The sequence below is a fragment of the Streptomyces sp. NPDC028298 genome, assembly GCF_055565895.1.
Window position 1 is genome coordinate 283,984 of the sequence record NZ_JBVHTL010000009.1, and the last position, 16,804, is coordinate 300,787.

13 protein-coding genes are annotated in these 16,804 nt (G+C 71.8%); 7 read left to right on the forward strand and 6 right to left on the reverse strand.

The genetic code is table 11. The features are described 5' to 3' along the window. Nucleotides 1-27 precede the first annotated feature (27 nt). The 3 genes from ACZ4TO_RS34085 to ACZ4TO_RS34095 all read left to right on the forward strand — a co-directional run bounded on the left by ACZ4TO_RS34085 (nt 28) and on the right by ACZ4TO_RS34095 (nt 5,771). Entirely contained in the window at nt 28-3,903 is a 3,876-nt protein-coding gene (locus ACZ4TO_RS34085) for a Pls/PosA family non-ribosomal peptide synthetase (RefSeq protein ID WP_468026231.1), read from the forward strand. 73 nt (nt 3,904-3,976) lie between these two features. Beyond that, a complete protein-coding gene (locus ACZ4TO_RS34090) occupies nt 3,977-5,392 on the forward strand; it encodes a M1 family metallopeptidase (RefSeq protein WP_468026232.1) in 1,416 nt (471 codons plus the stop codon). A gap of 4 nt (nt 5,393-5,396) precedes the next feature. Further along, nucleotides 5,397-5,771 carry a YchJ family protein gene (locus ACZ4TO_RS34095; protein ID WP_382789274.1) on the forward strand — a complete coding sequence of 125 codons (375 nt, stop codon included), beginning with the start codon at nt 5,397-5,399 and terminating at the stop codon, nt 5,769-5,771. Nucleotides 5,772-5,785: 14 nt separating this feature from the next. On the opposite strand, the gene ACZ4TO_RS34100 is transcribed toward ACZ4TO_RS34095, so the two are convergent. Continuing rightward, nucleotides 5,786-6,487, reverse strand: a complete 702-nt coding sequence (locus ACZ4TO_RS34100) for a FadR/GntR family transcriptional regulator (protein WP_468026233.1) — start codon at nt 6,485-6,487, stop codon at nt 5,786-5,788. A gap of 130 nt (nt 6,488-6,617) precedes the next feature. Between ACZ4TO_RS34100 and ACZ4TO_RS34105 the strand changes: the two genes are divergently transcribed. After that, nucleotides 6,618-7,145, forward strand: a complete 528-nt coding sequence (locus ACZ4TO_RS34105; RefSeq protein ID WP_468026234.1) for a gluconokinase — start codon at nt 6,618-6,620, stop codon at nt 7,143-7,145. A gap of 189 nt (nt 7,146-7,334) precedes the next feature. Next, nucleotides 7,335-8,732: a GntT/GntP/DsdX family permease gene (locus ACZ4TO_RS34110; protein WP_382789282.1), complete on the forward strand. Its 1,398-nt coding sequence runs from the start codon at nt 7,335-7,337 to the stop codon at nt 8,730-8,732. 111 nt (nt 8,733-8,843) lie between these two features. Here ACZ4TO_RS34110 and ACZ4TO_RS34115 read toward each other — a convergent pair whose 3' ends face one another. The 5 genes from ACZ4TO_RS34115 to ACZ4TO_RS34135 form a co-directional block, all read right to left on the reverse strand. Beyond that, the gene (locus tag ACZ4TO_RS34115) at nt 8,844-9,479 is read right to left on the reverse strand and encodes a cytochrome b/b6 domain-containing protein (protein ID WP_382789285.1); all 636 of its coding nucleotides are present in this window, start codon (nt 9,477-9,479) and stop codon (nt 8,844-8,846) included. Next, nucleotides 9,463-10,197 carry a molybdopterin-dependent oxidoreductase gene (locus tag ACZ4TO_RS34120; RefSeq protein WP_382789617.1) on the reverse strand — a complete coding sequence of 245 codons (735 nt, stop codon included), beginning with the start codon at nt 10,195-10,197 and terminating at the stop codon, nt 9,463-9,465. Before ACZ4TO_RS34120 ends, ACZ4TO_RS34115 begins: the two co-directional genes overlap by 17 nt. A gap of 195 nt (nt 10,198-10,392) precedes the next feature. Then, nucleotides 10,393-11,958, reverse strand: coding sequence for an APC family permease (locus ACZ4TO_RS34125; RefSeq protein ID WP_382789287.1), 1,566 nt, complete (start codon nt 11,956-11,958; stop codon nt 10,393-10,395). Nucleotides 11,959-11,998: 40 nt separating this feature from the next. Then, nucleotides 11,999-12,949 (reverse strand): hypothetical protein, encoded by a 951-nt coding sequence (locus ACZ4TO_RS34130; protein ID WP_382789290.1) that lies wholly within the window; start codon nt 12,947-12,949, stop codon nt 11,999-12,001. A 292-nt stretch (nt 12,950-13,241) separates the two neighbouring features. Beyond that, nucleotides 13,242-14,897: an FAD-binding dehydrogenase gene (locus ACZ4TO_RS34135; RefSeq protein WP_468026235.1), complete on the reverse strand. Its 1,656-nt coding sequence runs from the start codon at nt 14,895-14,897 to the stop codon at nt 13,242-13,244. Nucleotides 14,898-15,197: 300 nt separating this feature from the next. On the opposite strand from ACZ4TO_RS34135, the gene ACZ4TO_RS34140 reads away from it, so the two are divergent. Both ACZ4TO_RS34140 and ACZ4TO_RS34145 read left to right on the forward strand, forming a co-directional pair. After that, the gene (locus ACZ4TO_RS34140) at nt 15,198-16,091 is read left to right on the forward strand and encodes a DMT family transporter (RefSeq protein WP_382789296.1); all 894 of its coding nucleotides are present in this window, start codon (nt 15,198-15,200) and stop codon (nt 16,089-16,091) included. A gap of 94 nt (nt 16,092-16,185) precedes the next feature. After that, on the forward strand, nt 16,186-16,701 hold the full coding sequence (locus tag ACZ4TO_RS34145) for an NUDIX hydrolase (protein WP_385042582.1): 516 nt from the start codon (nt 16,186-16,188) through the stop codon (nt 16,699-16,701). The last annotated feature ends 103 nt before the right edge of the window (nt 16,702-16,804 follow it).

Sequence of the window (16,804 nt, forward strand, 5' to 3'; positions counted from 1 at the left end):
TATCCGGGAACAACACGTGAGGACCCGATGGCAGCCCTCCAGCAAGGCCCCGCACTCGCGTTGTCCGACGACGAGGTGCGTGCGGAGTTCGGTGACCAGGCCCGCTTCTCCGCCGCCTCTGCCGCCTCGCCCCGCACGCTCGTCGACATCCTCGACGCCGCCGTACGGGCGTACCCGGACGAGCCCGCTCTCGACGACGGCCGGCGCGCCCTCACCTACCGCGCCCTGGCCGCCGAGGTGGACGTGCTGCGGTCGCGGCTCGCGGAGGCCGGGGTCGGCCTCGGCGACCGGGTCGGCGTACGGGTCCCGTCCGGCACGAACGAGCTGTACGTGGCGATCCTCGCCGTCCTCACCGCCGGGGCCGCCTACGTCCCCGTCGACGCCGAGGACCCCGACGAGCGGGCCGAGCTGGTCTTCGGCGAGGCCGGTGTGCGCGCCGTCGTCGGCGCCGGGCACGAGCTGACCGTCAACGGGCGCTCCGAGGTCCCCGCGGGGCGGCCCGGCGTCGAGCACGACGCGTGGATCATCTTCACCTCGGGTTCCACCGGCAAGCCCAAGGGCGTCGCCGTGAGCCACCGCAGCGCCGCCGCCTTCGTCGACGCGGAGGCCGATCTGTTCCTGGCCGAGGAGCCCATCGGCCCCGGCGACCGGGTCATGGCGGGCCTGTCCGTGGCCTTCGACGCCTCCTGCGAGGAGATGTGGCTGGCCTGGCGTTACGGGGCCTGCCTGGTGCCCGTGCCGCGCTCCCAGGTGCGCAGCGGCGCCGATCTCGGCCCCTGGCTGGTCGAGCAGGAGATCACCGTCGTCTCCACCGTGCCGACCCTCGCCGCGCTGTGGGAGCCCGAGACCCTCAACGAGGTCCGGCTGCTGATCTTCGGTGGCGAGGCCTGCCCGCCCGAGCTGACCCAGCGCCTGGTGACCGAGGGCCGGGAGGTGTGGAACACCTACGGGCCGACCGAGGCGACCGTCGTGGCCTGTGCCGCGCTGCTGACCGGCGACGAGCCCATCCGTATCGGGCTGCCGCTGAACGGCTGGGAGCTCGCGGTCGTCGACGAGGCCGGGGAGCCGGTGCCGATGGGCGCCAGTGGCCAGCTCGTGATCGGCGGGGTCGGACTCGCCCGCTATCTGGACCCGGAGAAGGACGCCGAGAAGTACGCGCCGCTCGCCTCACTGGGCTGGGAGCGGGCGTACCGCAGCGGTGACCTGGTCAAGGCGGAGCCCGAGGGGCTGATCTTCCTCGGCCGGGCCGACGAGCAGATCAAGCTCGGCGGGCGCCGGATCGAGCTCGGCGAGGTGGACGCGGCGCTCCAGGCGCTGCCCGGTGTCGCGGGTGCCGCGGCGGCCGTGCGCACGGCGCGCGGCGGCAATCAGCTCCTCGTCGGCTATGTCGTCACCCAGGAGGGCTGGGACCACGCGGCCGCCGTCGAGAAGCTGCGGGCCGAGCTGCCCGCCGCGCTGGTTCCGCTGATCGCGCCGGTGGAGGACCTGCCGACCCGGACGTCGGGCAAGGTCGACCGGAACGCGCTGCCCTGGCCGCTGGAGGGTCTGGAGGCCGGCGGCGCGAAGGAGGAGCTGTACGGCACCGAGGCGTGGCTCGCCGAGCAGTGGAGCGAGGTCCTCGGCATCCCGGTCGGCGGGGCCGGAGACGACTTCTTCGCGATCGGCGGCAGCAGTCTCGCGGCCGCCCTGCTCACGACGCGGCTGCGCGCCCGCTATCCGAACGTGGCCGTGCTCGACATCTATCAGCAGCCGGTGCTGCGCAAGCTGGCCCGGCATCTGGAGAGATCGGGGCAGGACGACGGCGCGGAGCGGGTGGTCGCGCCGGTCCCGGTGCGCGCCAAGCTGGTCCAGTTGCTCGTGCTGGTGCCGCTGTTCTGCCTGCTCGGGCTGCGCTGGACGGTGGCGCTGGCCGCGCTCGGCAACGTGCTGCACTGGTTCGGCCCCTATCCGTGGGCGCCCGGCGCCTCGTGGTGGCTGGTGGGTGCCGGCGCACTCGTCCTCTACAGTCCGCCGGGACGGCTCGCCGTCGGCGCGGGCGGTGCGCGGCTGCTGCTGCGCGGAGTGAAGGCCGGCCGGTATCCGCGCGGCGGGAGTGTCCATCTGCGGTTGTGGACGGCCGAGCGGCTGGCCGCGTTCAGCGGTGCGACCTCGCTGACGGGGTCCTGGCTGGAGCGGTACGCCCGTGCGCTGGGCGCCAGGATCGGGCAGGACGTGGATCTGCACTCGCTGCCGCCGGTCACCGGCCTGCTGAAGATGGGCCGGGGTGCCGCCGTCGAGTCGGAGGTGGACCTGTCCGGGTACTGGCTGGACGGTGACCGGCTGGAGATCGGTGCGGTGAAGGTGGGCGCCGGTGCCGTGGTCGGGACGCGCAGCATCCTGTTCCCGGGGTCCCGGGTGGGCAAGCGGGCCGAGGTGGCTCCGGGTTCCGCCGTGACGGGCCAGATCCCGACCGGGCAGCGCTGGGCGGGGGCTCCCGCGGTCAAGCTCGGCAAGGCGAAGCGGGCGTGGCCCAAGGACCGGCCGCAGCGGGGCACGTCCTGGCGGATGATGTACGGCGCGACCGGGTTCGCGCTGAGCGCGCTGCCGGTGCTGGCGGCCGTGGCGGCGCTGCTCGTGGCCCGGGTGTTCGTGAGCGCGGACGCGGGGCTCGGCGCGGCGCTGCGCGGTGCGGGGCTCGCGCTGGTTCCGGCGACGCTGGCGTTCGGTCTCGCGTACGCGCTGCTGCTGCTGGTCGCGGTACGGCTGCTGAGTCTGGGGCTGCACGAGGGCACGCATCCGACGCACAGCCGGATCGGCTGGCAGGCCTGGACGGTCACGCAGCTCATGGACCGCTCCCGGGAGACGCTGTTCCCGTTGTACGCCGGGCTGATCACGCCGGTGTGGCTGCGGCTGCTCGGCATGCGGATCGGCCGGGGCGCCGAGGTGTCGACGGTGCTCGCGCTGCCGAGTCTGACGACGGTCGGGGACGGCGCGTTCCTGGCGGACGACACGCTGACGGCTCCGTACGAGCTCGGCGGCGGCTACATGCGCATCGGGCGGGCCGAGATCGGGAGGCGGGCGTTCCTCGGCAATTCCGGGATGACCGCTCCGGGCCGCAGCGTTCCGGACGGCGGTCTGGTCGGTGTGCTGTCGGCGACGCCGAAGAAGGCGAAAAAGGGCAGCTCGTATCTGGGGCTGCCGCCGATGAAGCTGCCGCGTGCGGCGCAGGGCGGCGATCAGAGCCGTACGTACGAGCCGCCGGCGCGGCTGCTGTGGGCGCGCGGTCTGGTGGAGCTGTGCCGGCTGGTGCCGGTGTTCTGTTCGGCGGCGCTGGCCGTGCTGACGGTCGCCGCGCTGTGCGCGCTGGGGCCGTGGGCGTGGGCGTTCGCGGGTGTGGTGCTGCTCGCCGTGGGTGTCCTCGCGTGTCTGGTCTCCGTCGTGGCGAAGTGGCTGCTGGTGGGGCGGCATCGTGCGGGTGAGCACCCGCTGTGGAGCGGTTTCGTGTGGCGCAACGAGCTGGCGGACACCTTCGTGGAGGTCGTCGCCGTGCCGTGGCTGGCCGGATCGGTGCCCGGTACGCCGCTGATGACCGCGTGGCTGCGGGGACTCGGCGCCCGGATCGGGCGGGGTGCGTGGATCGAGAGCTACTGGCTGCCGGAGTCGGATCTCGTGACGCTCGGGGACGCGACGACGGTCAACCGGGGCTGTGTGCTGCAGACCCACCTCTTCCACGACCGGATCTTGCGGACGGATACTGTGGTCCTCCGTGAGGGCGCCACTCTGGGTCCGGGCGGAATCGTCCTGCCCGGCAGCACCGTCGGGGCCCGCTCCACTCTGGGTCCCGCGTCGCTGGTGATGGCGGCGGAGTCCGTTCCCGACGACACCCGCTGGCTGGGCAACCCGATCGAGGCCTGGCGCTCGTAGCGGACTCGACCCGATCGGATCTGAAGGGCGGTACAGCGGAGAGTCGAGCACAGGGCAGGGAGCAGTCGCAGCAGTGAGCGTTCAGCAGACAGCGGGACCGGACCCCTATTTCCCGGCCAACGGAGACCCCCGTTACCGGGTGCACCGGTACGAGCTGGCGCTGGACTACCGCCCCGGCCCGAACAGGCTCTCCGGCACCGCGCGGATCAACGCCATAGCGGGCCGTTCCCCGCTGACCGAGTTCCAGCTCAACCTGGCCGACTTCCGGATCGGCCGGGTCCGTGTCGACGGCAAGGCCCCGCACTACACGCACCGGGGCGGCAGGCTGCGGATCCGTCCGCCGAAGCCGCTGCGGGCCGGCGCCGCGTTCACCGTCGAGGTGCACTGGTCGGGCAACCCCAAACCGGTGAACAGTCCCTGGGGCGGGATCGGCTGGGAGGAGCTGGAGGACGGGGCGCTGGTGGCGAGCCAGCCGGTCGGTTCGCCGTCCTGGTATCCGTGCAACGACCGGCCGGCCGACAAGGCCGCGTACCAGATCTCGGTCACCACGCCGTCCGCGTACGCGGTGGTGGCGGGCGGGCGTCTGCTGACGCGGACGACGAAGGCGTCGACGACGACCTGGGTGTACGAGCAGCCGGCGCCGACCTCCAGCTATCTGGTGGGCCTGTCGATCGGGAAGTACCAGACGGTGCTGCTCGGCGATCCGGGTCTGTCCGGCGTGCCGCAGTCCGGGCATCTGCCCGCGCAGCTTCTGCCCGAGTTCTCCCGGGACTTCGCCCGGCAGCCCGCGATGATGGAGCTGTTCCAGAGCCTGTTCGGGCCGTATCCGTTCGGCGAGTACGCGGTGGTGGTGACCGAGGAGGAGCTCGACGTCCCGGTCGAGGCCCAGGGTCTTTCGCTGTTCGGCGCCAATCATGTGGACGGGGCGCGGGGTTCGGAGCGGCTGATCGCGCACGAGCTGGCGCACCAGTGGTTCGGCAACAGTGTGACCATCGCGGACTGGCGGCACATCTGGCTCAACGAGGGGCTCGCGAAGTACGCCGAGTGGCTGTGGTCGGAGCGCTCCGGCGGGCGGCCGGCCCACCAGCTCGCCGCCGCCGCGCACCGGAAGCTGGCCGCGCTGCCGCAGGATCTGCTGCTGGCGGACCCGGGCCGCAAGCTGATGTTCGACGACCGGCTCTACCAGCGCGGCGGGCTCACGGTGCACGCGATCCGGTGCGCGATGGGCGACGAGACGTTCTTCCGCATGCTGCGCGGCTGGGCGACGCTTCACCGGGGCGGCACGGTCACCACGTCCGTCTTCACCGCGCACGTCTCGCGCTTCGCGGCCGAGCCGCTGGACGATCTCTTCACGGCGTGGCTGTACGAGACGGCGCTGCCGCCCCTGCCGTCGCTGCCGGAGGCGGCGCCGCGGATGCCGGCCCGGCCCGCCTATCCGCCCACCTATCCCCCGCCGAGCGCGGATTCGGCCCGGGTCCGGGGAGAATGACGCGATGACCAGCCGTTCCTGCCCTTGTGGGCTCCCTGAGCCGTACGCGCGCTGTTGCGGGCGCTTCCATCGCGGTGAGGCCGCGGCGCCGAGTGCCGAGGCGCTCATGCGGTCGCGTTACTGCGCCTTCGTGAAGGAGGACGAGGCGTACCTGCTGCGGACCTGGCATCCCCGGACGCGGCCGGCCCGGTTGGAGTTCGACCCGGGGATGCGGTGGAGCGGCCTGGAGATCCTGGACACGGGTCAGGGATCGGCGTTCCACACCACGGGCACCGTGACCTTCCGGGCTTCCTACCGGGGCGGTTCGCTGCACGAGCGAAGCCGCTTCGAACGGGTGGACGGGGCCTGGGTGTACGTGGACGGGGAGTTCCTCGACTGACCTCGGGCGGGCCGTCAGGGGGCCAGGACGTCCAGTTCCTGGAGCGCTCCGACGGTGATCTCCCGGGTGAGTTCCTCGGCGCGCGCGGCGTCGCCCTCGCGGACGGCCTCGGCGAGCTGGACGTGCAGGGTGACGGCGGCGGGGTCGGGGTCCTCGAACATGACGTCGTGATGGGTGCGGCCGGACAGGACCTCCGCGACGACGTCCCCGAGGCGGGCGAACATCTCGTTGCCGGACGCCTTGAGGATCACCCGGTGGAAGGCGACGTCGTGGACGAGATAGCCATCGAGCTGGTGCCCGCGTGAGGTGGCGACCATGCCGAGCGCGCACTCGGTGAGTTCCGCGCACTGCTCGGGTGTGGCGTGCCGTGCGGCCAGTCCCGCGGCGACGGGTTCGATCGCCGAGCGCAGGACGGTGAGGGAACGGAGCTGGTGGGGGCGGTCGGCGCCGGCCAGCCGCCAGCGGATGACCTGGGGGTCGTAGACGTTCCACTCGGACTTGGGGCGGACCGTCACGCCCACGCGGCGGCGGGACTCGACCAGGTACATCGACTCCAGGACGCGGACCGCCTCGCGCATGACGGAGCGGGACACCTCGAAGCGCTGGGCGAGTTCGTCGGTGCGTAGCACGCTGCCCGGTGGGTAGTCGCCCGCCGTGATCGCCGGCCCGAGGCTTTCGAGTACGTGTCCGTGCAGCCCCCGGCCCCGTGTGGTCATGGGGTCAGGGTACGAGGCATACGTCACGAACAAAAAGTCAGACTTATATGTCACACACTCTTGAATTCGTCGTACCTAATGCGTTTCAGTGGCGTCGACATCAGATGTCGACGAAGACAGCGAGAGCGTGATGCAGCACAGTCCCACCCCCCATGTCGTCGTGGTCATGGGCGTGGCAGGCACCGGGAAGACCACCATCGGCCCGTTGCTCGCGGCCCGGCTCGGCGTGCCCTACGCCGAGGGCGACGACTTCCACCCGCAGGCGAACATCGCCAAGATGACGGCCGGGACTCCGCTGACCGACGACGACCGGTGGCCGTGGCTGGACGCCATCGGGCGCTGGGCGCACGAGCGGGCGGGGCTGGGCGGTGTGGTCAGCAGTTCGGCGCTCAAGCGCGTCTACCGGGACCGGCTCCGCACGGCCGCGCCCGGGGTCGTCTTCGTGCATCTGACCGGCGACCGCGAGCTCATCGAGGACCGGATGTCGCACCGCACGGGGCACTTCATGCCCACCGCGCTCCTGGACTCGCAGTTCGCCACGCTCCAGCCGCTGGCGGCGGACGAGGCGGGCGTCGAGGTCGACGTCGCCGGCGAGCCCGCCGAGATCACCGAGCGCGCCGTGTCGGCGCTCGGCGCCCTCGAACCGCCCAGGCCGTAGCACCCCCGGTCCCAGTGCCGTAGCACCCCGGTCCCGGCACCCGGCCCCGGCACGCCCGGGGCTCCGACGCCGTACCCCGTACCTCCCACCCGTACCCGTACTCGTACGCGTACCCGTGACAACGCTGTCGCCCGGGCGGCAGCGCGCACGACCCTCCCCCGCGTCCTTTTCTCAAGCAAGGGATCAACCGTGACCAGACTCAGTGTCGAGATGCTGGCAGCGGACGCCGTCGAACCGATCACCTCGGCGGGCCACGCTCAACTGGGCATAGCCGTGCTGGCGGGCATCGCCGTCATCGTCCTGCTCATCACGAAGTTCAAGCTGCACGCCTTTCTCGCCCTGACCATCGGCTCTCTGGCGCTCGGCGCGTTCGCCGGCGCCCCGCTCGACAAGGCCATCGTCAGCTTCACCACCGGACTCGGCTCGACCGTGGCCGGTGTGGGTGTCCTGATCGCCCTCGGCGCGATCCTCGGCAAACTGCTCGCCGACTCGGGCGGCGCCGACCAGATCGTCGACACGATCCTCGCCAAGGCCGGCGGGCGCGCCATGCCGTGGGCGATGGTGCTGATCGCCTCGGTGGTCGGTCTTCCGCTGTTCTTCGAGGTCGGCATCGTGCTGCTGATCCCGGTGGTCCTGATGGTCGCCAAGCGCGGCAACTACTCGCTGATGCGCATCGGTATCCCGGCGCTCGCGGGCCTGTCGGTGATGCACGGTCTGATCCCCCCGCACCCCGGTCCGCTGGTCGCGATCGACGCGGTCAAGGCGAACCTGGGCGTCACCCTCGTCCTCGGCGTCCTGGTCGCCGTCCCCACGGTGATCATCGCCGGTCCGGTGTTCTCCCGGTACGCGGCCCGCTGGGTCGACGTCCAGGCCCCGGACCGCATGGTCCCGGCGCGCGCCTCGGAGGACCTGGAGAAGCGTCCGAGCTTCGGAGCGACCCTCGCCACCATGCTGCTCCCGGTGGTCCTGATGCTGGCCAAGGCGCTGGTGGACATCGTCGTCGACGACCCGACGGACATGACGCAGCGTGTCTTCGACGTGGTCGGCGCGCCGCTGATCGCGCTGCTGGCGGCCGTGATCGTGGGCATGTTCACGCTGGGCCGGGCGGCGGGCTTCACCAAGGAGCGCATCGCGGCGACCACCGAGAAGTCCCTCGCGCCCATCGCCGGCATCCTGCTCATCGTCGGCGCGGGCGGCGGATTCAAGCAGACGCTGATCGACTCCGGTGTGGGCCAGATGATCCTGGAGATCTCCAAGGACTGGTCGATCCCCGCGCTGCTGCTGGCCTGGCTGATCGCGGTGGCGATCCGGCTCGCGACCGGTTCGGCGACCGTCGCCACCATCTCGGCGGCCGGTCTGGTCGCGCCGCTCGCGGCCGACATGTCGACCGCCCACACGTCGCTGCTCGTCCTCGCGATCGGCGCGGGCTCGCTGTTCTTCAGCCATGTCAACGACGCCGGCTTCTGGCTGGTGAAGGAGTACTTCGGCCTGAACGTCGGCCAGACCGTCAAGACCTGGTCGGTCATGGAGACGATCATCTCGGTGGTGGCCGGAGCGCTGGTGCTGCTGCTGTCGCTCGTGATCTAGACGGCTGTCTCCGCCGGGCCGTTCCTGTCACGGCCGGGCGGAAGGGCCGAACGGGCCGCGGGGAGAACCGGACTCGGTTCTCCCCACGGCCCGTTCGGCTTCGGCGGACGATCAGGGCCGCCACAGCGGATGTTCGCGGTCCGCCCACTGGCGGCTCACCGACCCCGTGCGCAGACCCCGCCGGGCCTCCGGGTCGCCGAGCGCCATACCGATGTGGCCCGCGAGGACGATGCCGACGGTGAGGGCCAGCCAGTCGTGGACGAAGGTCGCCGACGTACGCCACATCAGCGGGGTGAGGTGGGTGAACCACATCAGCAGACCGGTGCCCAGCATCACGAGCGTGGCCCCCGCGATCCAGGCCGCGTAGATCTTCTGGCCGGCGTTGAACTTGCCCGCCGGGCGGGATTCGGGGTCCTTGTCGCGGCGCAGGGCCGCCCGCAGCCACACCCGGTCGTGCGGGCCGAAGCGGTTGAGGAAGCCCAGGTCCCGGCGGAAGGCGCGCGAGGCGAGGCCGGCGAGGACCGGCAGCGGGAGCATCACACCGGCGATCTCGTGGACCCGGACGACGAGTTCGCGGCGGCCGACGAGTTCGGCGAACTGGGGGATGTACAGGCAGGCTGCGGTGGCCACGCACAGGCCCATCAGCAGGCCGGTGACGCGGTGGACCCAGTGCTCGGCCCGGGTGAAGCGGCGTACGTGGGAGGAGTGCGCGGCCACGGCCGGGGACTCGTCAGCTCGTGGGGTCATCGTCACGTCCGTTCGAACGGCCGACCCAGGCGTCGACGTCGTATCCCCGGTCCTCCCAGTACCCGGGGCGGACGTCCTTCGTGACGGTGATGCCGGAGAGCCACTTGGCGGACTTGTAGAAGTACATCGGGGCCACGTAGAGGCGGACGGGACCGCCGTGGTTGTGGCCGACGGGCTTGTCCTGCATGCGCAGGGCCACCAGGACGTCCGGGCGCCGGGCCTGGCGCAGGGTGAGGCTCTCCGTGTACGTCCCGTCGAAACAGGTGAACCGGATGGCGCCGGCCGTGTGGTGCACTCCCGCGGCGTCGAGGAGGTCCGACAGGCGTACGCCCTCGAAGGGGGTGCTCGGGACCCGCCAGCCGGTGACGCACTGGACGTCGTGGACGAGCCGGGTCTGGGGCAGGGCGCGCAGGTCGGCGAGGGTGTAGCTGGTGGGGTGGTCGACCAGGCCGTCGACGGTGAGGCGGTAGTTCGTCTCGTTCTTGTGGGGGACGGAGGCGGCCACCGAGTAGTAGCGGAAGCCGCCGCCGTTGGGCAGCAGTCCGGTCAGGCCGGTGGGGTCCTTCTGGGAGGCGCCGGCGAGGAAGGCGTCCGTGGCGCGCTGGAGCGCGGGGGCGGTCAGGACGCCGAGGGCGCCGAGTCCGAGCGTGCCGAGCAGCACCCGGCGGCCGATGGGCCTGCCGCGCCCGCCGGACGCCTCGTGCTCGTCACGTTCCATCTGCTCGTCGGGTTCCCGGTCCTCGCCACGTTCCCCGTGTTCGTCGGGCTCCCCGGGCCGTTCAGTGTTCACTCCTTGATTCGAGCACCCGCGACCCCCAAAAAGCCAGCGGTCGCGGGTGCTCGTCAGCGTTCCGTCATCTCTTCTCACCTGCGGGCCCGGAAGTTCGGCCGTGGAGAGGACGGCAGGGCCTCATCAGGAGGAGGACTCGGCCGCCTTGTCCAACTGGAACGCCTCGTTGCCGAGACCGATCCGGGCGTGCGCCTCGGGCTTGCGGGAGCGCAGGAGCAGCCCCTGGACGAGTCCGGCGATCAGCGCGACCCCGATGACGGCGGGCAGCAGCACGTTCAGGACGGAGTCCGGACCCGAGCCGACGAGGACGTCGAAGTCCTTGACGGTGTAGACCGCGATGACCAGCAGGGCGAGACCCGCGATCGCGGAGGTGACCAGACGCCAGGACTGGGCGCGGGCCGCGCCGCGGCGGACGAAGAACACGATGACCGAGAGGGAGGCGGCCGCCATGAGGAGGGTGACGCCGAGCGCTCCGACGTTGCCGCCCCAGGTGAAGAGCCTGAGGACCGGCGCGGTCGGGTCTCCGGTCGGCTTGTCGTCGGACAGGGCGAAGCCGCCGACCACGATCAGGGAGACGACGGTGTGCAGGAGCGAGCCGGTTCCGGGGGCTCCGCTGGCCTCGGAGGTCCGGCCGAAGGCGGCGGGCAGCAGACCCTCGCGGCCCATCGCGAAGGCGTACCGCGCGACGACGTTGTGGAAGCTGAGCAGCGCCGCGAACATACCGGTCACGAAGAGGACGTGCAGGACGTCGGTGAACGTGGAGCCGAGGCGTGACTCGGTGAGGAAGAACAGCAGTCCGGCGCTCTGCTTCTGGGAGGTGCCCACGATCGCGGAGGGTCCGGTGGCGACGGTGAGCGCCCAGGAGCTGATCGCGAAGAAGACGGCGACGAAACCGATCGCGAGGAACATGACGCGCGGCACGAGGATGTGCGGGCGGCTGGTCTCCTCGGCGTAGACCGGGGCCTGTTCGAAGCCGGTGAAGGCGGCGATGCAGAAGCACAGCGCGGTGCCGACGCCCGCCCCGGTGAGGGTGTCGGGGTTGAAGGCGTGCAGCGACAGGCCCGCCTTGGCGGGGTCGCCGACGGCGGCGACGTCGAAGACGACGACGAGGGTCACCTCGATGACGAGCAGGACGCCGAGGACCCAGGCGTTGACGTCGATCTTCAGCCAGGCGAGCGCGCCCACGACGAGCACGGCGGCCAACGCCGGTATCCACCAGACGAGTTCGGTGTCGAGGTAGGTGGCGAACAGTCCGGAGACCTCGTAGCCGAAGAGGCCGTAGATGCCGACCTGCAGCGCGCTGTAGGCGACGAGGGCGACCGCGGCGGCGCCCGCGCCCGGGGTGCCGCCGAGTCCGCGCGAGATGTACGCGTAGAAGGCGCCGGCGTTGTGGACGTGCCGGCTCATCTCGGCGTAGCCGACGCTGAAGAGCACCAGGACGATGCCGAGGATGACGAAGAGCAGCGGCTGCCCGACGATGCCCATCACCGCGAATGTGGTGGGCATGACACCCGCTACCACCATGAGCGGGGCGGTCGCCGCGAGCACGGACAGCAGCAGGCCCGCCGTGCCCAGCCGGCCGGCCCGCAGTGCCCGGTCCTGCCCCTTGAACGTGCTGATGCCGGCGCTCTCGGCGTCGGGTCTTCCCGTGCTCGACGTACTCGGTGTGCTCGAACTGCCCGTCGTCATCGCGGGGTCGTCCTTTCGGATGTCGGGTCTTCGGGGGCGTTCACACCGTGCCGAGCACGCGGTCGCGTGCGGCACGGAAGGCTTGGTGTCCGTCGCGGTCCGGGTACGACCACGGAGCCGCGGTCGGGTGGTCCGCGATCCGGAGGAAGAGGGCGGCCGCCTCGCCGTCCCGGCCCTCGCAGATCTTGGCGTGGGCGAGGTAGTTGAGGTCGACCAGACGGCGCGGGTGGTCGCCGTGCTCCCACTCCAGCCACCAGTCGAAGGCGGCCTTCATCACCTGGCGGGCCCGGCGCCCGGCCCAGTGCCCCGAGGCGACCGGGTCGGCGGGCTCACTCCCGGCGCCGGCGAGCACACGGAAGCGCTCGGCGTGCGCGACGACCGGCAGGATCGCCAGCGGCGAGTCGGCGGGCGCCTGCTCGGCCGACCAGTTGGCGAAGTCGTACACCTCGTGCAGGGGGTCCTGGCCCGCGGCGGCGCGGCGCTCGGCGAGCCTCGCGACCATCAGGTGGTGCGCGTGGTGATGGACGGCGTGCCGGTGGCGCACCTCGTCGAAGAGGCGGACCACGTCGTCCTCGGCCCCGAGCGAGCGCTCCAGGAGGAGGAGTCCGAGCCAGGGGGTGGGGTCGTCGGGGGCGAGGTCCGCCGCACGGTGGCAGGCCTCGCGGGCCGCGTCCGGGCGTTCCTTGCCGCGCAGGGCGCGTTCCACGGCGGCGCAGCCGAGGAGGACGGCGGCGTCGGCGGATTCCGGTTCGGCGAGCTGCCAGTCGCGGGCCCAGGCGAGCGTCGCGGACTCCTGGGCGAGGACGGTGACGCGGTGCCCGCGGCGGTCCCAGTCGTCGCCGGTCGCGGCGAGCAGCGCCCGGACCTCGGTCCACCGCCCCTGGTTCAACGCGGCGCGTACGGTGACGAGTTCGGCGTCGTCGAGAGCGGCGTCGAAGGCCTGGGACGCCCGCTTGCGGCCGCGGCCCAGCGGTGGTGGGGGTGGTGACACCGCTGCTCAACCTCACAGGCGCGGTTCGTCAAAGGGTGATCACGCACAGCAAACCCGGAGCCACGGGTTCAAGTCAAGCTCGAGCCGGGGCACTACACGTGTCAACTGGCCACTTGTACACACCAGTTACCTGCACACTGTTCCGCAAAGTCCTGAACAGGTGCCTTGTCCGCCCGACTTGGCAGCTTCCCCTGTCGCCGAACCGCGGGCGGCCGTCACTGTCCTGATGACAACGGCCGCCCGGGGCGGACGACTTGTGCATCGGGCGCGATCAGCGCCCGGCGGGACACGATCAGCTCACGGCCTTGGCCGCCGCCCGGCCCGCCGTGCGGCCGGAGAAGAGGCAGCCGCCGAGGAAGGTGCCCTCCAGCGAGCGGTATCCGTGGACTCCGCCGCCGCCGAAACCGGCGGCCTCGCCGGCCGCGTACACACCCTCCAGCGGGTCGCCGCCGTCGGTCAGCACCCGCGAGGAGAGGTCCGTCTCCAGTCCGCCGAGGGTCTTGCGGGTCAGGATGTTCAGGCGCACCGCGATCAGCGGGCCGGCCGCGGGGTCGAGGATGCGGTGCAGGGGCGCGGTGCGGATCAGCTTGTCGCCGAGGTAGTTGCGGGCCCCGCGGATCGACATGACCTGGAGGTCCTTGGTGAACGGGTTGGCGACCTCCCGGTCCCGCGCGACGATCTCGCGGCGCAGCGCCGCCTCGTCGATGAGCGGCTTCTCGGTGAGCGCGTTCATCCCGCGCACCAGCGCGCCGAGGTCCTTCTCGACGACGAAGTCGACGCCGTTGTCCATGAACGCCTTGACCGGTCCGGGCACGTCCGCGCGGGCCCGTCCGATGACGCCCTTGATGGACTTGCCGGTCAGATCGGGGTTCTGCTCCGAGCCGGAGAGCGCGAACTCCTTGCCGATGATCTTCTGGTCCAGCACGAACCAGGTGTAGTCGTACCCGGTCTTCATGATGTGTTCGAGGGTGCCGAGCGTGTCGAAGCCCGGGAAGAGCGGTACCGGCAGCCGGTTGCCGCGCGCGTCCAGCCACAGGGAGGAGGGGCCCGGCAGGATGCGGATGCCGTGCTTGTCCCAGATGGGGTTCCAGTTCTGGATGCCCTCGGTGTAATGCCACATGCGGTCGCGGTTGATGAGGCGGGCCCCGGTCTCCTCCGCGATCCCGAGCATGGCCCCGTCGACGTGCGCGGGGACGCCGGAGATCATCCGCTCGGGCGGGGTGCCGAGGCGCTCGGGCCAGTTGGCGCGCACGAGGTCGTGGTTGCCGCCGATGCCGCCGGAGGTGACGATCACGGCCTGGGCCTTGAGCTCGAAGGCGCCGGTGACCGTACGGCTGCTGGCCTGGCCGCGCTCGATGCCGGACGGCTCCAGCACCTCCCCGGTGACGGTGTCGACGGAGCCCGCGCTGCGGGACAGGCCGGTGACCCGGTGCCGGAAGCGCAGCTCGACCAGTCCGCGGGCCACCCCTTCCCGCACCCGGCGCTCGAAGGGCGCCACGAGGCCCGGACCGGTCCCCCAGGTGATGTGGAAGCGCGGCACCGAGTTGCCGTGCCCGTTGGCGTCGTAGCCCCCGCGCTCGGCCCAGCCCACCACCGGGAAGAAGCGCACGCCCTGCGCGTGCAGCCAGGGCCGCTTCTCGCCGGCCGCGAAGTCGACGTACGCCTCGGCCCAGCGGCGCGGCCAGTGGTCCTCGGGGCGGTCGAAGCCGGCCGTGCCCATCCAGTCCTGGAGGGCCAGCTCGTGCGTGTCCTTGATCCTCATGCGGCGCTGCTCGGGCGAGTCGACGAAGAAGAGACCGCCGAAGGACCAGTGCGCCTGGCCACCGATCGACTGCTCGGGCTCCTGGTCGAGAAGGATCACCTTGCGGCCGGCGTCGACGAGTTCCGCGGTCGCCGCGAGCCCCGCCAGGCCCGCTCCGATGACGATCACATCTGCGTCGTAGGCCATGGGCCCGTCCTCTCGGCATTCCGACGGGTCTGATCGGGTCGGGCGTCGCGAGGACGTCTTGATGACGTTTGTCACGAACCGATCGGCGGCGTCGCTGGTTGGTGAGACATTGACGCCGGTCGACCATGCGGCCGACCAGCACTTGTTACTGATGGGTCCGCATCCTCGGCAAGAAAGGTGACCGAGTCAACTGCCCGGTTCCGGTTGTTCCCGGGGGCGGGCGCGCGGACCATGGCACTACAGTCGGCGGGATACGCAACACTGGCCCGCCCCGACTTCTGACGCATCGAGGTACCCAGCGTGTCGGTACTGGTTCTGGTCCTCGCCGTGAGCGCGGCCTGCTGCCTGGGCTTCGGCTTCGTGCTCCAGCAGAACGCCGCCTCGCACGCCCCGCTGAGCGACTTCCTCTCCCCCCGCATCCTGCTCGACCTCATCCGGGTCCCCCGCTGGCTGGGCGGCATCGGGCTCATGGTGTGCGGCATGGTGCTCGGGGCGATCGCGCTCGGCAACGGCGAGGTCTCCCTGGTGGAACCGCTCCTCGCCACCAATCTGCTCTTCGCGCTGGCGCTCTCCCGACACCAGACGAAACAGCCGCTGGGCCGGCAGGGCTGGGCCGGGCTGCTGCTGCTCGCGGGCGGTGTCTCGGCCTTCATCATCGCCGGGCAGCCCCAGGGCGGCGAGGCCATCGACGACCCGCTCCGGCACTGGCTGATCATCGGGATCGTGGTCGGGCTCGCCCTGCTGCTCACCACCTGCGCGAAACGGTCCCGGCTGAGCGCCGGACCCGTGCTGCTCGCCACCGCCGCCGGTCTGCTGTACGGACTGCAGGACGCGCTGACCCGGGTCAGCGGCCAGCGGTTCAGCGCGGGCGGCATGTCGGAACTGCTCACGGGCTGGCAGCCGTACGCGGTGCTCGTCCTCGGCGTGACCGGGCTGATCCTCGTCCAGAGCGCCTTCGAGACGGCACCGCTGCGCATGTCGCTGCCCGCGCTGACCGCCGCCCAGCCGCTGGCGGGGATCGCCTGCGGGGTGGGCTTCCTCGGGGACCAGCTCCGCACCGATCCCGGCGCTCTCGCCTGGCAGGCCGCGGGCCTCGCCGGCATCGTGACCGGGATCGTCCTGCTGGGCATGCACCCGGCGATGCCCTCGGGCACCGCGGAACCGGAACGCTCGCGCGACCTCCAGCCGCACTGAGTCCCCGCGCCCCGGCACGGCGCACCACTCCGACGGCCGTGCGCGCCCCTCGTGGGGACCCTCCGCGGAGGCGGGAACTGCTTGGATGGAACCCATGAGTGCCGCTGACGAGATCCTCGACATCGTGGACGAGAACGACGAGATCATCGGGCAGTCCCCGCGCGGGGAGGCGTACGCGCGCGGGCTGCGCCACCGGTGCGTGTTCATCGAGGCGCGGGACGCCCGGGGGCGGCTCTTCGTCCACCGGCGCACCCCCACCAAGCTGGTGTTCCCCTCGTTCTACGACATGTTCGTGGGCGGGGTCGTGGGCGCGGGCGAGTCCTACGACGACGCGGCGCTCCGCGAGGCCGAGGAGGAACTCGGCGTCTCCGGGCTGCCCCGGCCGACCCCCCTGTTCAAGTTCCTGTACGACGACGGGGCGGGCGCGAGCTGGTGGTCGGCCGTGTACGAGGTCCGCTGCGAGCTGCCGGTGAATCCGCAGGTGGAGGAGGTGGCCTGGCACGACTTCCTCACGGACGGCGAGGTTGAGCGTCGCCTCGACGAGTGGACGTGGGTGCCGGACGGACTGGCCGCCTACGAGCGGCTCACGGACTACCGGGCGATGGACTGATCGGTCCGGCCGGACGGATCGCTGACGCACGGACGGCCGACCGACCCGCTCGACCCGTCCGGGCCGGACGGGTCGGACGGATCGGACGGATCGGCCGTCCGGC